Below are 24,855 nucleotides of genomic sequence, written 5' to 3'. Positions count from 1 at the left end.
CTCATTCCTGTTGGTAAGTTCGGGCCTGTCGGTAAGCCTCGGCGATACCGTCTGGCCCGAGCCTTGTCAGGCAAGCGGCGGCGGTTTCGCCTTGATATCGTTCGCTGCGGATCATTGCCGCGACGTGGCCGATGCCACGTGCGGCGTCATAGCCCGGCCTGTAGCCGGCAGGAAGACCCTTCGCCGTCGCGTTCACGACAAGTCCGGCTCCGTTTTCGCCGCCGACCACCGTCAGTGCCGTCGGGCCGGGGTGGGCGCAGCCCTTGGCACAGCCGGAAATGTGCAGCGTGAAGTCGAGAATGTCGGCGTTTTCGGCGGCGATCGTCTCGGCGATGTCGCGCGTGGCGATCCGGCCGGAACCGCAGGCCGGCGTGCCAGGACAAGCGGCAATGCGCGTGCGCGGGTCGGTGGGAGAGGTGACGAAGCCGAGGGTGGCGGCTGTCTGCTGGAGAGATTGGCTGGCGGCCGCCGGTTGGCCCAGGAGAAGCAAGGCGCGGCCGGGGGCGAGGCGGATTTCGGTTGTGCCGAGGGTGAGGGCGTTTTGGGCGAGGCCGATGATCTTGTCCGCCGGCATGCTGCCGTAGGGGAGAGCGATGCCGAGGGCGATGGCATGGCCGCTCAAAGGGAAAAGCCCGATGGGTCGGAGATCCTTCACACCCCCCTCTGTCCTGCCGGACATCTCCCCCGCAAGGGGGGAGATCGGCAGTTCCAGCGCCGGCACTCCTTTTGCAGCCTCAGCGATTCGCACAACGTTGGTGATTGGCGAAATCATTGACGACAGCGCAATCTCCCCCCTTGCGGGGGAGATGTCCGGCAGGACAGAGGGGGGTGTGAAGGAATGCCAACCTGCGAGAGAAGCCAACTGCCTCTCCGACAAATCCCTCCCATGAGCCTCGCGGCCTTTCTCGGCAACCATCCTCAGCGTAGCCACAGCGATATCGCGCGCAGCATCGTCTTCTACGATGACGAGCGGCTTCGCGTTCTGCCCATCACCCGCGACAGACACCCGCCACCGAACTCCGGCATCGATGCGCACCGCCTTCAGCCTGATATCGGCGGTCACCGAATCCAGCCCAAGCTGCCCAGCCCCATCCACGACAACCGAAACCTTCGGGCCGAGCCGTTCCGTCAGCCCGGCCTCTTCGACCGCTGCCCTGATCCGTTCCGCCAAAGGCCGCGGATCGGCGATCTCCTGAGGATCGATGCCGGCAAGCGGCCCGGTCTCGACCGGCACACCGGTGCGCACCGCAATGCCCAGCGCATCGACCTCCGTTGCCAGCAACGCGGCGCTTTCCGCCGTCAGCCCGCGTATCTGCAGGCTGCCGCGCGCTGTCACTTCCATGATGCCGTTGCCATGACGCAAAGCGGATTGGGCAAGTTCGATCAAAAGCTTCGGCGACAACCCTCCGGAAGATGGGCCTCCAGCGACCGGGTTGAGCCGCACCAGCAGGCCATCGCCGGTCTGCATGGGCGCTGCCAGAGCCGGGCAGGCGCCGCGACGCGAGAAGGCGTTCATGCCGCCACCCCAAGCGCTTCCGCCTCGGCAATCAGGGCCGTGAGATCGTCGTCTATGGAATTGCGCAAGGGATGCCAGAGGCCCCGCCGGCGCGCCGACAGGAAGCGCTCGGCGATGACTTTTGCGGCGGCGGGGTTCTCGCGCAGGATGAAGGCGCGAACAGCCGGATCGCCCAGATAGGCGTCATGCACGGCTTCGATCAGCGTTCCCGATATGGCATGCGTGGTTTCGGCAAAGCCGACCAGCCGGTCGACCGTTTCGGCGAATTCGGAGGCGCCGCGCGGGCCGTGGCGCATCTGGCCTGATATGAAGCGCGGATTGACGGCGCGGGCGCGAACCACCCGCGATACGGCCTCGCTGACCGAGCGGGGCTTCGGCTTTTGCGGGTCCGTGGTGTCGAGCACGATGACGTCGGCATTCCTGCCGAGCGCCGCAAGGGCGGCCGAAAACCCGCCGATGAAGGCGACATCGGCGGAGCCTTCGAGAATGTCGCGGCCGGGGTCGTCGCCGGTGTGGACGAGAAGATCGGCCTCGGCGATGCGGCCCTCGAAGGCGCCGGGCGCCGAGATGCCTTCGCCCTCCGCGCCTCCATAGGCATGCGATGTGGCGTCGAGATAGGCGCGGCCGATCTCCTCGCGTGCCGCCCAGTCGCCGCTCGACAGCAGATCCTCGACGCCGGCGCCATAGGTGCCGGGCGAGGTGCCGAAGATGCGCGGGCTGATTCTGCCATCGGCACGGGTTTTGGCCGCGAGCGGGTTTTCAGAATCCTCCTCGTCGCGCGCGGCAACCGCGTTGGCGGCGGCATCGATCAGCGCGATCTGCGTCGGGAACATGTCGCGGAACAGGCCGGAGATACGCCAGGTGACGTCGACGCGCGGCCTTCCGAGGGCAGCCGGCGGCAGCACCTCGATGCCGGTGATGCGGCCGGTCGCCGAGTCCCACTGTGGCCGGCAGCCCATCAGTGCCAGGCCTTGCGCGATCTCCTCGCCGCCAGTGCGCAGCGATGCCGAGCCCCAGAGGTCGATGACCAGCGAGCGCGGCCAGTCGCCATGCGACTGCATGTAGCCGCGCACGACTTCCTCCGCCGCCGCCTTGCCCAGATCATAAGCGGTCGGCGTCGGCATGGTGCGTGGGTCCGACGTGAACAAATTACGGCCGGTGGGCAGCACATCGGAGCGCCCCCGCGCGGGCGCTCCGGCCGGACCGGCCTTGACGTGGCGGCCATCGAGCGCCGCTAGCAGCGCCATCTTCTCGGCTTGCGCGCTTTGGCGGCGCATGGCGTCGGGCTCGTCCTCGGGGGCGCGGCCATAGATATGCAGCCCATCCTTGATAGCGAAATCCTTGAGGTCGCAGAGCCAGGCGTCGATGCGGCGCAGCGCCTCGTCCGGCGCGTCGGTCCTGGCGACGCCGGCTTCGGAGGCGAGGCCGGTCTTTTGCGCGGTGTCGACGATAAGCTTGGCCAGACGGTCGCGGCGGCGGCGGTCGAGCCCGTCGGCCTGGGCGTATTCGTCGACCAGCCTTTCCAGCTTGTGCTGGTCTTCATCCAAGCCGGCACCGGTCAGCGGCGGCGGCAGATGGCCAAGCGTGACGGCGGCGATGCGCCGCTTGGCCTGTGCCGCTTCGCCGGGGTTGGAGACGATGAACGGATAGATCACGGGCAGGGGACCGGTGACGATCTCGGGAAAGCAGTTTTCCGAGAGCGCAACTGTCTTGCCAGGCAGCCATTCCAGCGTGCCATGGGCGCCGACATGGACCAGCGCATGAACGCCGAGCGATTTGCGCAGCCACAGACCGAAGGCGATCAGTGCATGGCGCGGCGGTAGTGTCGGGTCGTGGTAATCGGCGCGACGGTCGGCTGAACGGCCGCGGTCTGGGGCAAGTGCAACGGTGACGTTGCCGAAGGTTGCGGCGCGGAAGGAGAATTTGGCAGAGGTGTGCGCTTGAACACCCCCCTCTGTCCTGCCGGACATCTCCCCCGCAAGGGGGGAGATTGAGCTGTCACTGCTGCTTTCGCCAACTACGAACGTCGCAGAATGAGCGACGGCGGCGGAACTGCCAATCTCCCCCCTTGCGGGGGAGATGTCCGGCAGGACAGAGGGGGGTGCCTCGCGCAAACCTGTCTCGCCTTCAGCCTTGCCCCAAGCGGCTTCTACGGCTGTGATTGCCTCGGCGGGCAACTCTTTTGAGAACCCAACATAGTCTTCCAGCCCCAGCCCTTCGCCGCTCCGCGCCAGCAGCCCCAGCAACCCACGCGGCGTCTCCGGAATCCCCTCAACACCATAACCCTGCTCCCTCAGATCATGCAGCATGGCCAGCACGCTGGATGGCACGTCGAGGCCAACGGCATAGCCGGTGCGGCCCGGGGCACTGGGATAGTCCGGAATCAGAATGGCCAGCTTGCGCGTCGCGCGGGGCGTCTCCCGTAGGCGGATAAAGGCCGCTACACGATCAGCCACCTGCGCCACGCGATCCGCTTCCGGCCGGTTGGCGAAGGCGCGGTGGCCGAGTGCCGGGTCGACCTCGCTCTCGCCCTTGAAGGAAATGGCGCCGGCGAGGATGCGGCCGTCGAGTTCGGGCAGCACGACATGCATGGCAAGGTCGGCGGGCGCCAGGCCGCGCTGGTTGTTCTGCCAGATGTCGCGGCGGGTGGTGGCGACGATAACCTGGAAGACAGGCACGCCTGCTCTGTCGAACAGGGTTTCGACGTCAGGTTCGGCACCGGAGGCGAAAGCGGTCGCGGTGATGATTGCAGAGGGTTTCAGCGCGGCAAGCGCGGTCTCGACAAAGGCGAGTGACGTTGGGTCTTTGAGGCTGGAGACGAAGATGGGGATCGGGTTGATGCCACGCTGCCGCAGAGCGTCAAACAGCGCATCGATGGGCGCGACATCAGCGGCGAGCAGCATCGAGCGGTAGAACAGGATCGGCACGACCTTTCCCTCCCCCTCGAGGGGAGGGTGGCCCGAAGGGCCGGGTGGGGTCGGTACGACCGGACTCGACGTCTCTTTGAGCCGGCGCGCTGCGGAGAGGACCCCACCCCCGGCCTGCGGCCGGACCCTCCCCTCGAGGGGGAGGGGGACGACGCCGCGTTCGGGGTCGTAGTAACCGGCTTTCGGCACTGCGACCGGCTCTGCTACGTCCGCATCAGACCCCGCCAACCTTGCCAGCCTCCGCATCAGCGCGCTCATATTCGTCGGGCCGCCCTCGCGGAAATAGTCGAGCAGGCCGTCGAGTTCTTCGCGCGGCAGCGTCGAGGCTTCGATCAGGCGCAGATCCTCGTCGCGGCATTCGCCGGGCAGCAGCGCCAGTTTTATGCCGCGCTCGCGGGCGGTCGAGGCAAGCTGGTCGCAGCCGTAGCGCCACCAGTCGTAGCCGCCGAGGATGCGGACGAGGATGATTTTGGCGTGGCGGGCGACGCTGTCGACCCAGAGGTCGACGGACATGGGATGGCGCAGATCACGCAGGGCGGCCAGCCGCATCGAGGGCAGGCGGCCGGCATCGGCCTTCCAGGCCGCTGCCAGTCCGGCGAGATCGCTGTCGGTGAAGGACAGGGCCACAATATCCGCCGGCATCTGCCGCAGATCGACCGGCTCGGCGAGGTCGTCGAGCGAGGCGGATGTCGTGGTTAGGATGTGCATCGCGACCCGTGTCCGAAATCAGCCGGCGAGTATACGCTCGATAGCCGGGCGGTTCAGCCCCTTGAGGCCGATGACGACGAGGCGCGAGCGGCGGTCGTCCGTGGCGGTCCAGGCGCGGTCATAGTAGTGGTTGACGCGCGGCCCGACGGCCTGCAGCAGCAGCCGCATCGGCTTGCCGCCGACCTCGACGAAGCCCTTTACGCGCAGCACGTTTTCTTCCTCGGCGGCGGTGGCGACGCGCTTTGCCAGTTCATCGGGATTGGCGATCGAGGCAATGTCGACGATGAACGTATCGAAGTCGTCATGCTCATGGTCGAATGCGCCGTCATGATGGGACTTGCGGTTTTCGATGTCATCCTCGACGGCCAGACCCAGGCCGAGCAGCACCGAGGGATCGACCTTGCCGTGCGACGTCGGCACGATCTTCACCGCGCGAGCGGAGTGTTCGTTGATGATGGCATTGGCGCGGGCGGTGCCGGCTGCGTCCATCAGGTCGCTCTTCGACAGGATGATCAGGTCGGCGCAGGCGATCTGGTCCTCGAACACCTCCTCGACCGGATCGTCGTGATCGAGCGTCTCATCCTGGGTGCGCTGCGCCTGCAAGGCATCCATGTCGTTGGCGACGCGGCCGTCGGCCAGCGCCGGGCCGTCGACCACGGCGATCACACCATCGACGGTGACGCGGCTCTTCACGCTTGGCCACTGGAAAGCCTGGACCAGCGGCTTGGGCAGCGCCAGGCCCGAGGTCTCGATCAGGATATGGTCGACCCTCGGCGTCAACGCCAGGATCTGGTCGAGCGCCGGGACGAAGTCGTCGGCGACGGTGCAGCAGATGCAGCCATTGGCCAGTTCGACGATGTTTTCCTCCGGGCAGGTATCGATGCCGCAGCCTTTCAGGATCTCGCCATCGATGCCGATGTCGCCGAATTCATTGACGATGATAGCAATACGCTTGCCGCCGGCGTTTTCCAGGAGATGGCGGACCAGCGTCGTCTTGCCGGCGCCGAGAAAGCCGGTGACGACGGTGCACGGAACACGGGAGACGGAAACTGTCATTTCAAGTCCTTCAGCATGTCGAGTGGAGGGATGCGGGCAACGAGGCCGCGCTTCAGGCTGTCGGGTCGGCCGCGCCACGGGATCAGGCCGTCGGTCGAGGTGGCGAAGAGCTTGGCGCCGGTAACGAGGTCGGCGCCGCTGGTCGCGGTCAGGTCACCGAAGACATAGCTCCAGCAGCCGTCGCGCAGGATGGCGGCGCTGAGACGTCGCTTGCAATTGCCGAGGCATTCAACGCCGCGGACGCGAATGTTGTCGCCAGATGCGGCGCGGCGCGTGTCGTCCGCCAGCAGTTCGCCGGCGCGAGGATGGGCGTCGGAGCCGGTCTCGTCGCGACAGGAGGCGCAGACGATCACGGTGACGCCGGCCAACGCATCATCATGCCCGGACGAAACATCCGCTGTGCCAGCCGAAAAACTGCTGTCGTGGTCCAAAGATCGGCTCCTTGCCCGGAAACCCGCCGGGCGATCGGATTCTATAGTCGCGGACGGCAGGTCTCCTGGCTCGCGGGTCATCGCCTTGGTAGCCGCCTTCCCGGGACCATCCCAGTGGCTTTAGGCCTTGGCTCTTCGCTTACAGTTGCGGGGACAGCCGCGGATTTGGGACAGATATCCCTCACCGCATTCCCTCTTGGCTCCTCTCGTTGAAGAGAAGAGACCGTCTCGACCGGGATTTAGGCTTTTGCGGGTAGCGGTGTCAACGCGAGCTTACGACACGGTTAGGTCGGCCAACGCCGGACCCAAGTCACCGGCGGACGTCACTTCGATGTGTTCGAGGCCGAGCCAGCCCTGCATCTGCTTCAATTCCTCGAACAGTTCGGCGGCGGTCCGCGGCGGGGCGCCAGCTTCGGCGTAAGCGGCGTGGACGCGCAGCACGCTGGCCGGCCGGTCGGCCTTGAGATCGACGCGCGCCACGATCCTGTCGCCGAGCAGGAACGGCAGGACGTAATAGCCGTATTGCCGCTTGTCGGCCGGCGTGTAGATCTCGATGCGGTAGTGGAAGTCGAAGAGACGCTCGGTGCGCGACCGCTCGAAGACGACCGGATCGAACGGCGCCAGCAAGGCTCGGGCCTCGACCTTGCGTGGCAGGCGGGCGTCCCGGTGAAGATAAGCCGGCTTGTCCCAGCCTTCGACACGCACCGGCAAAAGCTCGCCTGTTTCGACCAGTTCCTCCAGCCGGCCCTTCATGTCCGCCGGCGACAGCCGAAAGTAGTCGCGCAAATCGCCTGATGTCGCGATGCCGTGGGCGCGGGCCGAAATGCGCAGCAATTCGCGGTGCGCGTCCTCGGCGGCCGGCACCGGCAGATCGAGGATCGCCTGCGGCAGCACACGCTCGGGCAGATCATAGAAGCGTTCGAAACCGCGACGGTGCGCAGTGGTGATGCGCCCGGCCCAGAACAGCCATTCGAAGGCATGCTTGGAGTGGCTCCAGCCCCACCAGCCGCCCGAGCCCTTCTGGCCTTCGAGCGCGGAAGCGGCGATCGGGCCGCGATCGGCGACATGGCGGTAGATCTCTTCGATATAGGCGGCGTGTTCGCGGCCCCATTTGGCGAGGCCCAGATACATCTCATCGCCGCGCTCGGCCCGTTCCATGCGCCAGCGCATCAGCGGGTATGTCTCGACCGGCAGGAAGGAAGCCTCGTGCGCCCAGTATTCGAACACCGTGCGCTTGCGCGTCACGGCCGCGTTGTCGAGCAGAGCGAGCGGGTAGGGGCCAAGGCGCGAATAGAGCGGCATATAATGGGCGCGCACCACCGCGCTGACGGAATCGATCTGCAGCAGGCCGGTGCGGGCCAGTACCCGGGCGAAGTGCCGGCGGTTCGGCGTGCCGATTGGGCGGGGATCGAGAAACCCTTGGGCGGCAAGCGCGATGCGCCGGGCCATGGGGAGCGAAATCTTTTCCTTCATGCAGGCGTCACTCTGAGGGCGATTTGAGGGGGTGATTCCGGCCGATGCTAGCAGGGTTTTGGCGGCAACCATGTCAGGAGAGAAAAGTGGAGTAAAAAGCGAAGGAAATCAAACAAGAGCGGATCGGACCAGTTTGCCGCGATATGCCGTCCAGGTCGGTCTTTTGAACAAGGTTTGACTTGCTTCGCTGGAAGTGCTGCGCTAACCCTCGCCGCGTTGCAGCATAGGCCCTTAAAACGGTTCAGCGGTTAAACTGTCACGCTTCCGCATTAGGGTCCGGTGCTGTAATCAACGTGGATTGGCGCCAACGGAAAGCCGAGCATGAACGCACTCTTGAGCTCATACCTGCCCATCGTCCTGTTCATCGGCGTGGCGCTGGTTGTCGGCCTGGCGCTGCTGGCCGCGCCCTTCCTGGTGGCCTACCGCAATCCCGATCCCGAAAAGCTCTCCGCCTACGAGTGCGGTTTCAACTCGTTCGATGACGCCCGCATGAAATTCGACATCCGCTTCTACCTGGTGTCGATCCTGTTCATCATCTTCGACCTGGAAGTGGCCTTCCTGTTTCCGTGGGCTGTGTCGTTCTCGAAGATCGGCATGCTCGGCTTCTGGTCGATGATGGTGTTTTTGGCGGTGCTGACCATCGGCTTTGCCTATGAATGGAAAAAAGGAGCGCTGGAATGGGATTGAACGATAGTTCAGGCACCCTCGTCGCGCCGAAGCCCAAAGGTATCATCGATCCCAATACCGGCCAGCCGGTAGGGGCGGACGATCCCTTCTTCCTCGAGATCAACAATGAGCTGGCCGACAAGGGCTTTCTCGTCACCTCGACCGAGGCACTGATCACCTGGGCGCGCAGCGGTTCGCTGATGTTCATGACCTTCGGTCTTGCCTGCTGCGCGGTCGAGATGATCCACACTTCGATGCCGCGCTATGACAGCGAGCGCTTCGGTGTCGCGCCGCGCGCGTCTCCGCGCCAGTCCGACATCATGATCGTTGCCGGCACGCTGACCAACAAGATGGCACCGGCGCTGCGCAAGGTCTACGACCAGATGCCGGAGCCGCGCTACGTCATCTCGATGGGCTCCTGCGCCAATGGCGGCGGCTACTACCACTATTCCTATTCGGTGGTGCGCGGCTGCGATCGCATCGTGCCGGTCGACATTTATGTGCCCGGCTGCCCGCCGAGCGCCGAAGCGCTGCTTTACGGCATCCTTCTGCTGCAGAAGAAGATCCGCCGCACCGGCACGATCGAACGGTAAATCCATGACCGCATCCCTGAGTGAACTGTCGACCTATCTCGGCGAGAAGCTGATCGACCGCGTGAATGACGCTGATATCGCCTATGGCGAGCTTACCATTCACGTCGAGCCGCGCGATCTGGTCGAGGTGATAACCTTCCTGCGCGACGATGCGCGCTGCCAGTTCATCTCGATCATCGACGTCTGCGGCGCCGACTATCCGTCGCGGGCCAAGCGCTTCGACGTCGTCTACCATCTCCTGTCGCCGAAGCAGAACGTACGCATCCGCGTCAAGGTGCAGGCCGACGAGGAAACCATGGTGCCGTCGATCACCGGCGTGTTCCCCGGCGCCGACTGGTTCGAGCGCGAGGCCTACGATCTCTACGGCGTGCTATTCTCCGGCCATCCCGATCTGCGCCGCCTGTTGACCGATTACGGTTTCGAAGGCCATCCGCTGCGCAAGGATTTCCCGCTGACCGGCTTTGTCGAAGTGCGCTATGACGACGAAGCCAAGCGCGTCATCTACGAGCCTGTGGAACTGAAGCAGGAATTCCGCAATTTCGATTTTTTGTCCCCGTGGGAAGGTACTGATTACGTCCTGCCGGGTGACGAAAAAGCGAAGCAGTGAATGGTGAATAGTGAATGGTGAATGGACAAGACGCCGGAAGCTATACGCGATTATCGCGATCTCATCGTCTGGAAAGAGGCGATGGATATCGCCGAGGAAATCTATGTTTTGACGCGCGGGTTTTCGCGCGAGGAATTGTATGGAATCACATCCCAGATGCGACGCTGCGCAGTCTCAATCCCGGCGAATATAGCGGAAGGGTTTGGTCGCGCACAGCGACGAACGTTCATTCAGTTTCTTCGCATCGCACAAGGTTCTTTGAAGGAACTGGAAACACATACCATGCTTTGCATACGGATCGGGTTGTTGTCCCAGGAGCAGGCAGCGAAGCTGGAACCGAGCTACACAAAGCTGGGCAAGAGGCTGGTTTCGTTCGTTCGGTCGCTGGACCAGGATGGGGCACGCGCATGACCATTCACCATTCACCATTCACCATTCACTCATCGCCAAGGGCGATCCATGGCTGAGACCTCCGTCCGCAACTTCAACATCAATTTCGGCCCGCAACACCCTGCGGCGCATGGTGTTTTGCGCCTCGTGCTGGAGCTGGACGGCGAAGTCGTCGATCGCGTCGATCCTCATATCGGGCTCTTGCATCGCGGCACGGAAAAGCTGATCGAGGCCAAGACCTATCTGCAGGCGATTCCCTATCTGGACCGGCTCGACTATTGCGCGCCGATGAACCAGGAGCACGCCTTCGCGCTGGCCGCCGAGCGGCTGCTCGGCATCGAGGTGCCGAAGCGCGGGCAGCTGATCCGCGTGCTCTACTGCGAGATCGGCCGCATCATGTCGCACATCCTCAATGTGACGACGCAGGCGATGGACGTCGGTGCACTGACGCCGCCGCTGTGGGGCTTCGTCGAGCGCGAAAAGCTGATGGTGTTCTATGAGCGGGCCTCCGGCTCGCGCATGCATGCAGCCTATTTCCGTCCCGGCGGTGTCCACCAGGACCTGCCGCAAAAGCTGGTCGAGGATATCGGCAAGTGGATCGACCCGTTCCTGAAGTCGATCGACGACCTCGATCAGTTGCTGACCGGCAACCGCATCTTCAAGCAGCGCAATGTCGATATCGGCATCGTCTCGCTGGCCGATGCCTGGGCCTGGGGCTTTTCCGGGGTCATGGTGCGCGGCTCGGGCGCGCCCTGGGACCTGCGCAAGTCGCAACCCTATGAATGCTATTCGGAAATGGATTTCGACATTCCGATCGGCAAGAACGGCGACTGCTTCGACCGTTACCTCGTACGCATGGAAGAAATGCGCCAGTCGGCGAAGATCATGCGCCAGTGCGTCGATCTCTTGCTCGGCAAGGAAAGCACCGGCCCGGTGTCGAACCTCGACGGCAAGGTGGTGCCGCCCAAGCGCCAGGCGATGAAGCGCTCGATGGAAGCGCTGATCCATCACTTCAAGCTCTATACCGAAGGCTACCGCGTGCCGGCCGGTGAGGTCTACGCTGCCGTCGAGGCGCCGAAGGGTGAGTTCGGCGTCTATCTGGTCTCCGACGGCTCCAACAAGCCCTACCGCTGCAAACTGCGAGCCCCCGGTTTCGCGCATCTGCAAGCGATGGACTTCCTCTGCCGCGGCCACATGCTGGCCGACGTCACCGCCGTTCTCGGCTCCCTCGACATCGTGTTTGGTGAGGTCGATCGCTAAATGTCAGTCCGCCGTCTCGCAGAAACCAGCGTCCAGCCAGCATCCTTCGCCTTCAACCGGGCGAACGCGGCAGCGGCGAAGCAATGGATCAAGAAGTACCCGAAGGGCCGCGAACAGTCGGCCATCATTCCCTTGCTGATGATAGCACAGGAGCAGGAAGGCTGGGTGACCAAGGCGGCGATCGAGACGATTTCCGACATGCTCGGCATGCCCCGTATCCGCGGGCTCGAGGTCGCGACCTTCTACACGCAGTACCAGCTGAATCCGGTCGGTACCCGCGCGCATATCCAGGTCTGCGGCACCACGCCCTGCATGCTGCGCGGCTCGGAAGCGCTGATGGATGTCTGCCGGTCGAAGATCCACCACGACCAGTTCCACACCAACGACAAGGGCACCTTGTCGTGGGAAGAGGTCGAATGCCTCGGCGCCTGCGTCAACGCGCCGATGGTGATGATCTTCAAGGACACTTTCGAAGACCTCACGCCGGAACGGCTGGCCGAGATCATCGATCTCTACGGCGCCGGCAAGGGCGCCTCGGTGCCAACGGGGCCGCAGAACGGCCGCACCGGCTCGGAGCCGGCCTCCGGCCTCACAACCTTGAAGAGTGAAAAGGCGATCCTCAAGTCGACCCGCGACAGGGAAGCCAAGGCCGCGACCAAGGCCGCCCAGGCGGCGCCTGATGCGATCATCGCCACGGTCGCACCAATAGCGGCTGCCGCTCCGGTTGGGCCTTCGAAGGCCAGCAAGCCGAAAACCGATGCGCCGGAGACCAGCCCTGCGCTGAAATCGCCTTCGCCGGTCAAGGTGGCGCCGGCCGTTGAAAAGGCGGCGAGCGTTTCGGCACCGTTGCATTCGGCCGCCAATGCCAACAAGGCGGACCCCGAGGTCGAGCAGGTTTCCAAGCAGCGCAGTGGCCCCAAGAACAAGGCCGAGCCGGCTTCTGCCTTCAAATCGCCGGAAGTCAAGGTGCCAGCCGCGAAGGCGGCCAAGCCGGCCAAACCGTCGCTCGAGGACAAGAACCGTCCGGCCGGTATCGACAGGCCGGCGCTGGTCGATGACCTCAAGCTGATTTCCGGCGTCGGGCCGAAGATCGAAGGCATCCTGCATTCGCTGGGCATCTTCACCTTCGCGCAGGTCGCTTCGTGGAAGAAAGCGGAGCGCGAGTGGGTGGACGGCTATCTCTCCTTCCAGGGCCGCATCGACCGCGACGACTGGGTCAAGCAGGCCAAGGCGCTGGCCAAGGGCGGCGTCGCCGAATACATCCGCGTCTTCGGCAAGAAGCCGGTCTGAGGGACGAAAAATGCTTCAGGACAAAGATCGCATCTTCACCAACATCTACGGCCTCTTCGACAAGTCGCTGGCCGGCGCGAAGGCGCGCGGTGCCTGGGACAACACGCCCGGCATCGTCGCCAAGGGACGCGACTGGATCGTCAACGAGATGAAGGCGTCGGGCCTGCGCGGCCGCGGCGGCGCCGGTTTCCCGACGGGCCTCAAATGGTCGTTCATGCCCAAGCAGAGCGACGGCCGGCCGAGCTATCTGGTCATCAACGCCGATGAATCCGAGCCCGGCACCTGCAAGGACCGCGACATCCTGCGCAATGACCCGCACACGCTGGTCGAGGGCGCATTCCTCGCCGGCTTCGCCATGGGCGCGATCGCCGCCTACATCTATGTACGCGGCGAGTTCATCCGTGAGCGCGAGGCGCTGCAGCGGGCGATCGACGAGGCCTATGAGGCCAAGCTGATCGGCAAGAACAACACCTCCGGCTATGATTTCGAAATCTACATGCACCATGGCGCCGGCGCCTATATCTGCGGCGAGGAGACAGCACTCCTCGAAAGCCTCGAGGGCAAGAAGGGCCAGCCCAGGCTGAAGCCGCCATTCCCGGCCAATGTCGGCCTCTATGGCTGCCCGACCACCGTCAACAATGTCGAATCGATCGCCGTTGCGCCGACCATCCTGCGCCGCGGTGCAGCGTGGTTCTCGTCCTTCGGGCGGCCCAACAATGTCGGCACCAAGCTGTTCTGCATCTCCGGCCACGTCAACAATCCGTGCACGGTCGAAGAGGCGATGTCGATCCCGTTCCGCGAACTGATCGAGACGCATTGTGGCGGCATTCGCGGCGGCTGGGACAATCTGCTGGCGGTCATCCCGGGCGGCGCCTCGGTGCCGCTGGTGCCGGCCGAGCAGATCATCGACACACCGATGGATTTCGACGCATTGCGCGACCTCAAATCCGGCCTCGGCACGGCGGCTGTCATCGTCATGGACAAGTCGACCGATATCGTGAAGGCGATCGCGCGGCTTTCCTATTTCTACAAGCATGAGAGCTGCGGCCAGTGCACGCCGTGCCGCGAAGGCACCGGCTGGATGTGGCGGGTGATGGAGCGACTGGTGCGCGGCGAGGCGCAGAAGCGCGAGATCGACATGCTGCTCGACGTCACCAAGCAGGTCGAGGGCCACACGATCTGCGCGCTGGGCGACGCGGCGGCATGGCCGATCCAGGGCCTGATGCGGCATTTCCGCGGCGAGGTGGAGCGGCGCATCGACGAGTTTTCCCGCAACGCGCACCGGGCAGAACCGGTGATGGTAGCGGCCGAATAGAAGATTTTGAATGCGGGCGAAGGCCCGAAGCGAGATACGGGCGAAGGCCCGATTTGAAATACGGGCGAGTGCCCGATTTGAGACAACCGGGGCGGGCGAACGAAAAACGACCAGGAGAACTCTATGGCGCCGTATTCGACACCCAATCCAATGCCCAATTTGGACCAGCTCGAGAAAATGAACCAGGATCTGACCAGGATGATGCCGAAAGAGATGGCCAGCGCCGTCAACCTTCTCGTGCATCCCGTGGCGGGTGCGGCGGCGATGTCGGCGCTTGGCCTCGGGTTCGCCAATCACGCGTTCGGCGTCTGGCTGGGCGCGCTTTCGGGAGCGGCCGAAGCCTCGCAACGGTTGCTGCAGCCGATCGTCGATGATTTCGAGGCGCGCGTCGCGCGGTTCGACGATCCGAGCCCGTCCTCCACCAAGGCGCGCGCGACGGCGAAAACCATGATCGCCGAGGCGCAGTCCTTTGCCCAGGAAGTCACCGACATTGCCGCGAAGGAAGCCGTACCTGCAGTGCCGGCGGCGAATGCCGTCCCGGCGGCCGGCGACGCCGCCGATGTGCTGATGCCAGAGGATTTCAGGCAGCCCAGGGCGATGGAAAAGCCGGCGAAACCGGCGGATCTCAAGGCCATATCGGGTATCGGTCCCAAGCTGGAAAAGGTTCTCAACGGCCTGGGCATCTGGACGTATGACCAGATCGCGGCATGGACGCCGCAAGAGGTTGCCTGGGTCGAGGACTATCTGTCGCTCGGCGGCCGTATCGGCCGCGACGACTGGACGGCCCAAGCGGCGGCGCTCGCCGTCAAGAATTGAATGAAATGCCCGGTGTGGTCTCGACCATGTCCGGAAAAAGAGATTGCGGGCACTCCGCAGAGGTTTGAGGCGAATGGCAAAGCTCAAGGTCGACGGGAAAGAGATCACTGTACCCGACCACTACACGCTGCTGCAGGCGGCGGAAGACGCTGGCGCGGAAGTGCCGCGCTTCTGCTTCCATGAGCGGCTGTCGATCGCCGGCAATTGCCGGATGTGCCTGATCGAGGTGAAGGGCGGACCGCCCAAGCCGCAGGCTTCCTGTGCCATGGGCGTGCGCGACCTGCGCCCCGGCCCGAATGGCGAGCCGCCGGAAATCTTCACCAACACGCCGATGGTCAAGAAGGCCAGGGAAGGCGTGATGGAGTTCCTGCTGATCAACCATCCGCTGGATTGCCCAATCTGCGACCAGGGAGGCGAATGCGACCTGCAGGACCAGGCGATGGCCTTCGGCGTCGATTCCTCGCGCTATCACGAGAACAAGCGTGCGGTCGAAGACAAGTATATCGGACCGCTGGTCAAGACGGTGATGAACCGCTGCATCCACTGCACGCGCTGCGTCCGCTTCACCACGGAAGTCGCCGGCATTTCCGAACTCGGCCTGATCGGCCGTGGCGAGGATGCCGAGATCACCACCTATCTCGAAAGCGCGATGACTTCCGAGCTGCAGGGCAATGTCATCGATCTTTGCCCGGTTGGCGCGCTGACCTCAAAACCCTTCGCCTTCCAGGCGCGGCCGTGGGAACTGACCAAGACCGAATCCATCGACGTGATGGACGCGGTCGGCTCGGCGATCCGCGTCGACAGCCGGGGCCGCGAAGTGATGCGCATCCTGCCGCGCGTCAACGAAGCGGTGAACGAGGAGTGGATTTCCGACAAGACCCGCTTCATCTGGGACGGCCTGCGCACGCAGCGCCTCGACCGCCCCTATGTGCGCAAGGACGGCAAGCTGGTTCCGGCAAGCTGGGCCGAGGCGTTCGCCGCGATCAAGGACGAGGTGTCGAAGACCGCTCCCGAGAAGATCGGCGCCATTTCAGGCGATCTCGCCGCGGTTGAGGAAATCTACGCACTGAAGCTGCTGATGGCCTCGCTCGGCTCGAAGAATACCGACTGCCGCCAGGATGGTGCGGCACTCGATCCGGCGCTTGGCCGTGCCAGCTACATCTTCAACCCGACCATTGAAGGCATCGAGCAGGCGGATGCGGTGCTGATCATCGGCGCCAACCCGCGCTATGAAGCCTCGGTGCTCAACACCCGCATCCGCAAGCGCTGGCGGATCGGCAATCTGCCGGTCGGTGTCATCGGCGATGTCGGCGACACGCGCTACGACTACGAACAGCTGGGCGCCGGACCGGATTCGCTGAAGGATTTGGCGGACGGCAACGGCAAGTTCTTCCAGGTGCTGAAGAAGGCGACACATCCGCTTGTTATCGTCGGCCAGGGCGCGCTGGCGCGCTCCGACGGCGCGGCCGTGCTCGGCCAGGCGGCAAAACTGGCCACCGCCGTGAACGCTGCTCGCGCGGACTGGAACGGCTTTGCCGTGCTGCACAACGCGGCCGGACGTGTCGGCGGCCTCGATCTCGGCTTCGTGCCGGGTGAGGGCGGCAAGAATGTCGCCGGCATGCTGGGCGACATGGAGCTGCTGTTCCTGCTCGGCGCCGACGAGATCGACATGGCCAAGACCGGCGGCGCCTTCGTCGTCTATATCGGCACGCATGGCGACCAGGGCGCGCACCGCGCCAATGTCATCCTTCCGGCGGCGGCCTACACGGAAAAGTCGGCCACCTATGTCAACACCGAAGGCCGCGTGCAGCAGACCAACCGCGCCGGCTTCGCGCCGGGCGATGCCCGCGAGGACTGGGCTATCCTGCGGGCACTATCGGATGTGCTGGGCAAGAAACTGCCGTTCGATTCGCTGCCGCAGCTGCGTGCCAAGCTCTATGGCGAATACCCGCATCTGGCCCGCATCGATCAGGTCGCGGCCGGCAATGCCGAGGACATCGGCAAACTGGCGAAGCTCGGCGGGCGCCTGAACAAGGGCACCTTCACCTCGCCGGTCAAGGATTTCTACCTGACCAACCCGATCGCGCGGGCATCGGCCGTGATGGCGGAATGCTCGGCACTGGCCAAGAGCGGCTTCAAGCAGGCGGCGGAATAAGCATGGACACTTTTTTCTCCTTCTACGTGCTGCCGGCGCTGCTGATCCTGTTGAAGTCGGTCGTGCTGATCGTCGTGCTGTTGATCTTCGTCGCCTACATCCTCTACGCCGACCGCAAGATCTGGGCGGCGGTGCAATTGCGCCGCGGCCCGAATGTCGTCGGCCCCTGGGGCACGCTGCAGGCTTTCGCCGATCTGCTGAAATTCGTCTTCAAGGAACCGGTGATCCCGTCAGGCGCCAACAAGGGCGTCTTCCTGCTGGCGCCGCTGGTCTCGGCCGTGCTGGCGATCTCGGCCTGGGCGGTCATCCCGGTCAGCCAGGGCTGGGCGATCGCCAACGTCAATGTCGGTATCCTCTATGTCTTCGCCATCTCTTCGCTCGAGGTCTATGGCGTGATCATGGGCGGCTGGGCGTCGAACTCGAAATATCCGTTCCTCGGCGCGCTGCGCTCGGCAGCTCAGATGGTGTCCTACGAAGTCTCGATCGGCTTCGTCATCGTCACCGTGCTGCTCACGGCCGGCTCGCTCAACCTGTCCGAAATCGTGCTGTCGCAGCATGACGGGCTTGGTACGCGGCTTGGCCTGCCCAACACCTTCCTCGATTGGAACTGGCTGGCACTGTTCCCGATGTTCATCATCTTCTTCATCTCGGCCCTGGCCGAGACGAACCGTCCGCCCTTCGACCTGGTGGAAGCCGAATCGGAGCTGGTCGCCGGTCACATGGTCGAGTACTCGTCGACGCCGTTCCTGCTGTTCTTCCTCGGCGAGTATGTCGCCATCGTGCTGATGTGCGCGCTGGCCACCATCCTGTTCCTCGGCGGCTGGCTGCCGCCCTTCGACTTCGCGCCGTTCACCTGGGTGCCTGGTGTCATCTGGTTCGTGCTGAAGGTCTGCTTCGTGTTCTTCGGCATCTCCATGGTGAAGGCCTTCGTGCCGCGCTATCGCTACGACCAGCTGATGCGGCTTGGCTGGAAGGTGTTCCTGCCGATCTCGCTGTTCATGGTGGTCGCCACAGCCGCCTTCCTCAAGATCACGGGGTTTGCGTGATGTCCGCTCTTTCCCAAGCCGCAAAATCGCTGCTGCTGCAGGATTTCGTCAGCGCGTTCTTCCTGTCGATGCGCCAGTTCTTCGCGCCGAAGGAGACGATCAACTATCCGCACGAGAAGGGGCCGACCAGCCCGCGCTTCCGGGGCGAGCATGCGTTGCGCCGCTATCCCAATGGCGAGGAACGCTGCATCGCCTGTAAATTGTGCGAGGCGATCTGCCCGGCGCAGGCCATCACCATCGAGGCCGGTCCGCGCCGCAATGACGGCACACGCCGCACCGTGCGTTACGACATCGACATGGTGAAGTGCATCTATTGCGGCTTCTGCCAGGAAGCCTGCCCGGTCGACGCCATCGTCGAGGGGCCGAATTTCGAATTTGCGACGGAGACGCGCGAAGAACTCTACTACGACAAGGACAAGCTGCTGGCGAATGGCGACCGGTGGGAGCGCGAACTGGCGCGCAACATCTCGCTGGACTCGCCTTACCGCTGATATTTGACGCATGGACGGGGCGAGGGGCCTCGTCCAGAGGATGATCCCGAGAAGTTGCAGACTTTTCGGACCAGATCGTCCTCCGGAATCCAGAGTGGCCCATGTTTCTTTCGATCGGGCCTTTCAACCCGATCGGAACATGGGCTAGGAACACGCAACTTGCCGACCGGAGGCGGTGGCAAAAAATCGAAACAGGACGAGCGTCCTGTTTTGACAGGAACCTTGGGGAACCCCAATGCTGAGTGGACTAGAGGCGGCCTTTTTCTACCTCTTCGCCTTTGTCGCGGTGGCGTCGGCGTTCATGGTCATTTCGTCGCGCAACCCCGTGCATTCGGTGCTGTTCCTGATCCTGACCTTCTTCAACGCCGCCGGCCTGTTCATGCTGACCGGGGCCGAGTTCCTGGCGATGATCCTGCTCGTCGTCTATGTCGGCGCGGTCATGGTGCTGTTCCTGTTCGTCGTCATGATGCTCGACGTCGATTTCGCCGAGATGAAGGAAGGCGCTCTTCAGTATGCGCCGATCGGCGCGATGGTCGGGCTGATCCTGGCGGCGGAGCTGATCGTCGTGCTCGGCGGCTATACATTCGCGCCGCAGCTTGCCTCGACGGTCTCGAAGCCCATCCCGGATCTCGCGGCGCGGACAAATACCGCCGCACTCGGCGACATCCTCTATACCGATTACCTCTACTACTTCCAGATTTCGGGCCTCATCCTGCTGGTCGCCATGATCGGTGCCATCGTACTGACGCTGCGCCACAAACCGGGAATCAAGCGGCAGTCGATCGCAGCCCAGGTCGGCCGCACGCCGGCAACGGGCATGGAAATCCGCAAGGTCAAGACAGGCGAGGGGCTCTGAGATGGTTGTCGGCATCGCACATTATCTGACCGTATCGGCTGTTCTGTTCACGCTCGGCGTGTTCGGCATCTTCCTGAACCGCAAGAACGTCATCGTCATCCTGATGTCGGTCGAGCTGATCCTGCTGGCGGTCAACATCAACTTCGTCGCCTTTTCGGCAGCACTCGGCGATCTGGTCGGCCAGGTGTTCGCGCTGTTCGTGCTGACGGTCGCGGCGGCTGAAGCCGCCATCGGACTTGCCATTCTCGTCGTCTTCTTCCGCAACCGCGGCTCGATCGCGGTCGAAGACGTGAACATGATGAAGGGTTGACGGAACCACCATGTATCAGGCCATCGTCTTCCTTCCCCTGCTCGGCTTCCTGATCGTCGGCCTGTTCGGCACGTCGCTCGGCGCCAAGGCGTCCGAATACATCACCTCCGGTTTCCTGGTGATTGCGGCCGTGCTGTCGTGGGTCGCCTTCTTAACCGTTGGTTTCGGCCATGGCGAGGTGTTCACCGTGCCGGTGCTGCGCTGGATCCAGTCGGGCGGACTGGAAGCGTCCTGGGCGCTGCGCATCGACACGTTGACGGTGGTGATGCTGGTGGTGGTCAACACCGTGTCGGCGCTGGTTCACATCTATTCGATCGGCTACATGCACCACGATCCGAACCGGCCGCGGTTCTTCGCCTATCTGTCGCTGTTCACCTTCGCCATGCTGATGCTGGTGACGGCGGACAACCTGGTGCAGATGTTCTTCGGCTGGGAAGGGGTCGGTCTCGCCTCCTACCTGCTGATCGGTTTCTGGTACAAGAAGCCGTCGGCCAACGCCGCGGCGATCAAGGCCTTCGTCGTCAACCGCGTCGGCGATTTCGGCTTCGCGCTCGGCATCTTCGGCCTGTTCGTGCTGTTCGGCTCGGTCAATCTCGGCACTATCTTCGCCAATGCGGCGACGTTCATTCCGGCTGAAGGCGCGCCGCAGGGGGCCGCCGTGCTGACCTTCCTTGGCTATGCGCTGGACAAGCAGGCGGCCATGACGATCGTCTGCCTGCTCTTGTTCATGGGCGCCATGGGCAAGTCGGCGCAGGTGCCGCTGCACACCTGGCTGCCGGACGCCATGGAGGGCCCGACGCCGGTTTCCGCGCTGATCCATGCCGCCACGATGGTGACGGCCGGCGTGTTCATGCTGGCGCGTCTGTCGCCGCTGTTCGAACTGTCGCATTCGGCACTTATGGTGGTCACCTTCATCGGCGCCTTCACCGCCTTTTTCGCGGCGACGGTCGGCCTGGTGCAGAACGACATCAAGCGCGTCATCGCCTATTCGACCTGTTCGCAGCTCGGCTACATGTTCGTGGCGCTCGGCGTCGGCGCCTATGGCGCGGCGATCTTCCATCTGTTCACCCATGCCTTCTTCAAGGCGTTGCTGTTCCTCGGCTCGGGCTCGGTCATCCATGCCGTCTCCGACGAGCAGGACATGCGCAAGATGGGCGGCCTCAGGACCCTGATCCCGACCACCTACTGGATGATGGTGATCGGCACGCTGGCGCTGACCGGCGTCGGCATCCCGGTGACGGTCATCGGCACCGCCGGCTTCTTCTCCAAGGACGCCATCATCGAGAGCGCCTTTGCCAGCCACAATCCGGTTGCCGGCATGGCCTTCATCCTTCTGGTCATCGCCGCCTGCTTCACCTCTTTCTACTCCTGGCGGCTGATCTTCATGACCTTCCACGGCCAGCCGCGGGCGAGCCATGAGGTGATGCACCACGTCCATGAATCGCCGCCGGTTATGCTGGTGCCGCTGTTCATCCTGGCCGCGGGCGCGCTGTTTGCCGGCGTCATCTTCCACGGGGCCTTCATCGGTGAAGGCTATGCCGAGTTCTGGAAGGCGTCGCTGTTCACGCTGCCGGACAACCACATATTGCACGAGATCCACGAATTGCCGCTGTGGGTCGAACTGTTGCCGTTCATCGCCATGCTGATCGGCTTCGCGGTGGCCTGGAAGTTCTACATCCGCTCGCCGGAAATGCCCGTCAATCTGGTTGCCCACCATCGCGGGCTCTATGCCTTCCTGCTCAACAAATGGTATTTCGACGAGCTTTACGATTTCCTGTTCGTGCGGCCCGCCAAGCGCCTCGGCCATTTCCTGTGGAAGACCGGCGACGGCGCCGTCATTGACGGCCTCGGCCCGGATGGCATCTCGGCGCGCGTCGTCGATGTCACCAACCGCGTCGTCAAGCTGCAGACCGGCTACCTCTACCACTATGCCTTCGCCATGCTGATCGGCGTTGCCGCACTCGTCACCTGGATGATGCTCTGATGACCGCCTGGCCAATCCTCTCGCTGGTCACCTTCCTGCCGCTGGTTGGTGTGCTGCTCATCCTGTTCATCAACGATGACAGTGAAAACGCGCGCCGCAACATCCGCGCCATCGCGCTGTTGACGACGACGTTCACGTTCATCATCTCGCTGTTCATCTGGACCGGCTTCGACAATTCGCAGTCCGGCTTCCAGTTCGTCGAGAAGGCCGCCTGGCTCGACTCCGGCATTTCCTACCATATGGGCGTCGACGGCATCTCGATGCTGTTCGTCATCCTGACGACCTTCCTGATGCCGCTCTGCATCCTGGCGTCGTGGGAATCGATCGAGAAGCGCGTCAAGGCCTACATGATCGCCTTCCTGCTGCTCGAAACATTGATGATCGGCGTGTTCTGCGCGCTCGATATCGTGCTGTTCTACGTTTTCTTCGAAGCCGGCCTGATCCCGATGTTCATCATCATTGGCGTCTGGGGCGGCAAGCGGCGCGTCTACGCCTCGTTCAAGTTCTTCCTCTACACGCTGGCCGGCTCGGTGCTGATGCTGCTCGCCATCATGGCGATGTTCTATCAGTCCGGCACGACCGACATCCCGACGCTGTTGACGCACAATTTCCCCGCCAACATGCAGACATGGCTATGGCTCGCCTTCTTCGCCTCCTTCGCGGTGAAGATGCCGATGTGGCCGGTGCACACCTGGTTGCCGGACGCGCACGTCGAGGCACCAACCGCAGGGTCGGTCATCCTGGCCGCCATCCTGTTGAAGATGGGCGGGTACGGCTTCCTGCGTTTCTCCTTGCCGATGTTCCCGCTGGCGTCCGAGATGTTCGCGCCGCTGGTGTTCACACTGTCCGTCGTCGCCATCATCTACACCTCGCTGGTGGCGCTGATGCAGGAGGACATGAAGAAGCTGATCGCTTATTCGTCGGTCGCCCATATGGGCTTCGTCACCATGGGCATCTTCGCCATGAACCAGGAAGGCGTGCAGGGCGCCATCTTCCAGATGCTCAGCCACGGCCTCGTCTCCGGCGCGCTGTTCCTGTGCGTCGGCGTCATCTACGACCGCATGCACACGCGTGAGATCGACGCCTATGGCGGCCTGGTCAACAACATGCCGAAATACGCCACCGTGTTCATGATCTTCACCATGGCCAATGTCGGCCTGCCCGGCACCAGCGGCTTCGTCGGCGAGTTCCTGACCATGCTCGGCGTGTTCCGGGTCAACACCTGGGTGGCGTTCTTCGCCGCCACCGGCGTCATCCTGTCGGCCGCCTACGCGCTCTGGCTCTATCGCCGGGTGATCTTCGGCGCGCTGACCAAGGACAGCCTGAAGAACCTGCTGGATCTGTCGCCGCGCGAGAGGGTGATCATCTACCCGCTGGTCGTGCTGGTCATCTTCTTCGGCGTCTATCCCGCGCCCGTCTTCGACGCTACGGCCGAATCGGTCAAGTCGCTCGTCACCAATGTCACTGCATCCATCGGCGCCGCGCAGACCGCGGCGGCGAACTGACCAGAGGTTTTGCGAAACATGACGCCGGACCTTCTTTCCAGCCTGTCGCTCTCGACGCCAGAATTGATCCTCGCCGTCGGCGCCCTGGCGCTGCTGATGGTCGGGGCTTATTCGCGCGCCAACACCGCCAACACGGTGACCGGCCTTGCGGTCGCCGTGCTGGTGATATCAGGCGCCTGGCTGATCTTCCATACCGTGCAGGGCAGCGCCTACGGCAATGCCTTCATCCAGGACACCTTCGCCCGCTTCATGAAAGTGCTGGCGCTGGTCGGCTCGGCGGTGACGCTGGTTATGTCGATGCGCTTTGCCAAGGCGGAACGGTTCGACAAGTTCGAATATCCGGTACTGATCCTGCTCTGCACGCTCGGCATGATGCTGATGATCTCCGCCAACGGCATGATCGGCCTCTATCTCGGCCTCGAGCTGCAGTCGTTGGCGATCTATGTGCTGTGCGCGATCAATCGTGACAATCTGCGCTCGACCGAGGCCGGCCTCAAATATTTCGTCCTCGGCGCGCTGTCGTCGGGCATGCTGCTCTATGGCATCAGCCTGGTCTACGGCTACACCGGCAACACCGGCTTTCAGGAGATCGCCACGGCGCTGGGCGGCGGCGAGCGCCAGCTTGGCCTTGTCTTTGGTCTCGTCTTCGTGCTGGCCGGCCTTGCCTTCAAGATCTCGGCGGTGCCGTTCCACATGTGGACGCCCGACGTCTACGAGGGCGCCCCGACGCCGGTGACGGCCTTCCTGGCGGCGGCACCGAAGATGGCGGCGATGGCGCTGATCGTGCGCGTCACCATGGGCGCGTTCAAGCCGATCGCCGCCGACTGGCAGCAGATCATCGTCTTCATTTCGATCGCTTCGATGGCGCTCGGCGCTTTCGCCGCGATCGGCCAGACCAACATCAAGCGGCTGATGGCTTACTCCTCGATCGGCCATATGGGCTACGCGCTGGTCGGCCTTGCCGCCAACAGCCAGGCCGGCGTGCGCGGCGTTGCCATCTATATGCTGATCTATCTGGTGATGACGCTCGGCACCTTCGCCTTCATTCTCGCCATGCGGCGCAAGGAAGGCAATGTCGAGCAGATCAGCGATCTGGCCGGCCTGTCGTCGACCAATCCGATCATGGCGACGATCCTGACCATCCTGATGTTCTCGCTTGCCGGCATCCCGCCGCTCGCCGGCTTCTGGGGGAAATGGTACGTCTTCCTCGCCGCCATCAATGCCAATCTCTACGCGCTGGCGATCATCGGTGTGCTGGCCTCTGTCGTGGGCGCCTATTATTACCTGCGCATCATCAAGATCATGTGGTTCGACGAACCGGTTGGCAGCTTCGTGCCGATGGCGAGCGAATTGCGTGTCGTCCTCGGCATCTCTGGCGCCTTCGTGCTGTTCTATGTGCTGATCGGCGGACCGATCGGCACCTATGCCGAAGCCGCCGCCAAGACGTTTTTCTAGACGGC

The 24,855-nt window shown here is 63.6% G+C and carries 21 protein-coding genes and 1 riboswitch; of the genes, 16 read left to right on the top strand and 5 right to left on the bottom strand.

Translation table 11 applies throughout. The annotated features are described in order from the left end of the window. Position 1 precedes the first annotated feature (1 nt). The 5 genes from cobG to NKH02_RS20405 all read right to left on the bottom strand — a co-directional run bounded on the left by cobG (position 2) and on the right by NKH02_RS20405 (position 8,111). Positions 2 to 1,516 carry a precorrin-3B synthase gene (cobG, locus tag NKH02_RS20425; RefSeq protein WP_502913842.1) on the bottom strand — a complete coding sequence of 505 codons (1,515 nt, stop codon included), beginning with the start codon at positions 1,514 to 1,516 and terminating at the stop codon, positions 2 to 4. Further along, positions 1,513 to 5,151, bottom strand: coding sequence for a cobaltochelatase subunit CobN (locus NKH02_RS20420; RefSeq protein ID WP_352881005.1), 3,639 nt, complete (start codon positions 5,149 to 5,151; stop codon positions 1,513 to 1,515). Before NKH02_RS20420 ends, cobG begins: the two co-directional genes overlap by 4 nt. Positions 5,152 to 5,169: 18 nt before the next feature. Then, positions 5,170 to 6,207 carry a cobalamin biosynthesis protein CobW gene (gene cobW, locus NKH02_RS20415; protein ID WP_352881003.1) on the bottom strand — a complete coding sequence of 346 codons (1,038 nt, stop codon included), beginning with the start codon at positions 6,205 to 6,207 and terminating at the stop codon, positions 5,170 to 5,172. Continuing rightward, entirely contained in the window at positions 6,204 to 6,638 is a 435-nt protein-coding gene (locus NKH02_RS20410) for a DUF1636 family protein (protein WP_352870958.1), read from the bottom strand. The genes cobW and NKH02_RS20410 overlap by 4 nt, the downstream gene beginning before the upstream one ends. A 38-nt stretch (positions 6,639 to 6,676) precedes the next feature. Continuing rightward, positions 6,677 to 6,880: riboswitch (cobalamin riboswitch) on the bottom strand. Between the two features lie 31 nt (positions 6,881 to 6,911). Further along, a complete protein-coding gene (locus NKH02_RS20405) occupies positions 6,912 to 8,111 on the bottom strand; it encodes a winged helix-turn-helix domain-containing protein (RefSeq protein WP_352881001.1) in 1,200 nt (399 codons plus the stop codon). A gap of 321 nt (positions 8,112 to 8,432) precedes the next feature. Here NKH02_RS20405 and NKH02_RS20400 point away from each other — a divergent pair, with 321 nt between their 5' ends. The 16 genes from NKH02_RS20400 (at position 8,433) to nuoN (ending at position 24,850) form a co-directional block, all read left to right on the top strand. Further along, entirely contained in the window at positions 8,433 to 8,798 is a 366-nt protein-coding gene (locus tag NKH02_RS20400) for an NADH-quinone oxidoreductase subunit A (protein ID WP_010910112.1), read from the top strand. Continuing rightward, complete coding sequence (locus NKH02_RS20395) at positions 8,789 to 9,370, top strand: NuoB/complex I 20 kDa subunit family protein (RefSeq protein ID WP_352870961.1); 582 nt, start codon at positions 8,789 to 8,791, stop codon at positions 9,368 to 9,370. Before NKH02_RS20400 ends, NKH02_RS20395 begins: the two co-directional genes overlap by 10 nt. A gap of 4 nt (positions 9,371 to 9,374) precedes the next feature. Beyond that, positions 9,375 to 9,977 carry an NADH-quinone oxidoreductase subunit C gene (locus NKH02_RS20390; protein WP_352880999.1) on the top strand — a complete coding sequence of 201 codons (603 nt, stop codon included), beginning with the start codon at positions 9,375 to 9,377 and terminating at the stop codon, positions 9,975 to 9,977. A gap of 21 nt (positions 9,978 to 9,998) precedes the next feature. After that, the gene (locus NKH02_RS20385; RefSeq protein WP_352880998.1) at positions 9,999 to 10,388 is read left to right on the top strand and encodes a four helix bundle protein; all 390 of its coding nucleotides are present in this window, start codon (positions 9,999 to 10,001) and stop codon (positions 10,386 to 10,388) included. A 48-nt stretch (positions 10,389 to 10,436) separates the two neighbouring features. Beyond that, the gene (locus tag NKH02_RS20380) at positions 10,437 to 11,627 is read left to right on the top strand and encodes an NADH-quinone oxidoreductase subunit D (protein WP_023812387.1); all 1,191 of its coding nucleotides are present in this window, start codon (positions 10,437 to 10,439) and stop codon (positions 11,625 to 11,627) included. Continuing rightward, positions 11,628 to 12,917 (top strand): NADH-quinone oxidoreductase subunit E, encoded by a 1,290-nt coding sequence (locus NKH02_RS20375; RefSeq protein WP_352880996.1) that lies wholly within the window; start codon positions 11,628 to 11,630, stop codon positions 12,915 to 12,917. A 10-nt stretch (positions 12,918 to 12,927) separates the two neighbouring features. Then, complete coding sequence (gene nuoF, locus NKH02_RS20370; protein WP_352880994.1) at positions 12,928 to 14,232, top strand: NADH-quinone oxidoreductase subunit NuoF; 1,305 nt, start codon at positions 12,928 to 12,930, stop codon at positions 14,230 to 14,232. Positions 14,233 to 14,355: 123 nt separating this feature from the next. Beyond that, positions 14,356 to 15,048: a helix-hairpin-helix domain-containing protein gene (locus NKH02_RS20365; RefSeq protein WP_352880992.1), complete on the top strand. Its 693-nt coding sequence runs from the start codon at positions 14,356 to 14,358 to the stop codon at positions 15,046 to 15,048. 73 nt (positions 15,049 to 15,121) lie between these two features. Next, complete coding sequence (gene nuoG, locus NKH02_RS20360) at positions 15,122 to 17,203, top strand: NADH-quinone oxidoreductase subunit NuoG (protein WP_352880990.1); 2,082 nt, start codon at positions 15,122 to 15,124, stop codon at positions 17,201 to 17,203. 2 nt (positions 17,204 to 17,205) lie between these two features. Next, complete coding sequence (gene nuoH, locus NKH02_RS20355) at positions 17,206 to 18,249, top strand: NADH-quinone oxidoreductase subunit NuoH (protein ID WP_352870971.1); 1,044 nt, start codon at positions 17,206 to 17,208, stop codon at positions 18,247 to 18,249. Beyond that, positions 18,249 to 18,740, top strand: coding sequence for an NADH-quinone oxidoreductase subunit NuoI (gene nuoI, locus NKH02_RS20350; RefSeq protein ID WP_023812382.1), 492 nt, complete (start codon positions 18,249 to 18,251; stop codon positions 18,738 to 18,740). The genes nuoH and nuoI overlap by 1 nt, the downstream gene beginning before the upstream one ends. A gap of 235 nt (positions 18,741 to 18,975) precedes the next feature. Next, the gene (locus tag NKH02_RS20345) at positions 18,976 to 19,596 is read left to right on the top strand and encodes an NADH-quinone oxidoreductase subunit J (RefSeq protein ID WP_352727724.1); all 621 of its coding nucleotides are present in this window, start codon (positions 18,976 to 18,978) and stop codon (positions 19,594 to 19,596) included. A 1-nt stretch (position 19,597) separates the two neighbouring features. Then, a complete protein-coding gene (gene nuoK, locus NKH02_RS20340; protein ID WP_010910101.1) occupies positions 19,598 to 19,906 on the top strand; it encodes an NADH-quinone oxidoreductase subunit NuoK in 309 nt (102 codons plus the stop codon). A gap of 10 nt (positions 19,907 to 19,916) precedes the next feature. Then, entirely contained in the window at positions 19,917 to 21,890 is a 1,974-nt protein-coding gene (gene nuoL, locus NKH02_RS20335; protein ID WP_352880988.1) for an NADH-quinone oxidoreductase subunit L, read from the top strand. After that, positions 21,890 to 23,395: an NADH-quinone oxidoreductase subunit M gene (locus NKH02_RS20330; RefSeq protein ID WP_352880986.1), complete on the top strand. Its 1,506-nt coding sequence runs from the start codon at positions 21,890 to 21,892 to the stop codon at positions 23,393 to 23,395. Before nuoL ends, NKH02_RS20330 begins: the two co-directional genes overlap by 1 nt. A gap of 18 nt (positions 23,396 to 23,413) precedes the next feature. Continuing rightward, on the top strand, positions 23,414 to 24,850 hold the full coding sequence (gene nuoN, locus NKH02_RS20325) for an NADH-quinone oxidoreductase subunit NuoN (protein WP_352880984.1): 1,437 nt from the start codon (positions 23,414 to 23,416) through the stop codon (positions 24,848 to 24,850). Positions 24,851 to 24,855: the final 5 nt, after the last annotated feature.

This window comes from Mesorhizobium sp. M1396 (genome assembly GCF_040317725.1).
In the GTDB taxonomy this organism is placed as follows: Bacteria; Pseudomonadota; Alphaproteobacteria; order Rhizobiales; family Rhizobiaceae; genus Mesorhizobium.
Note: the sequence above shows the minus strand (reverse complement) of the source record. Positions and strands in the feature narration are given on the sequence as shown.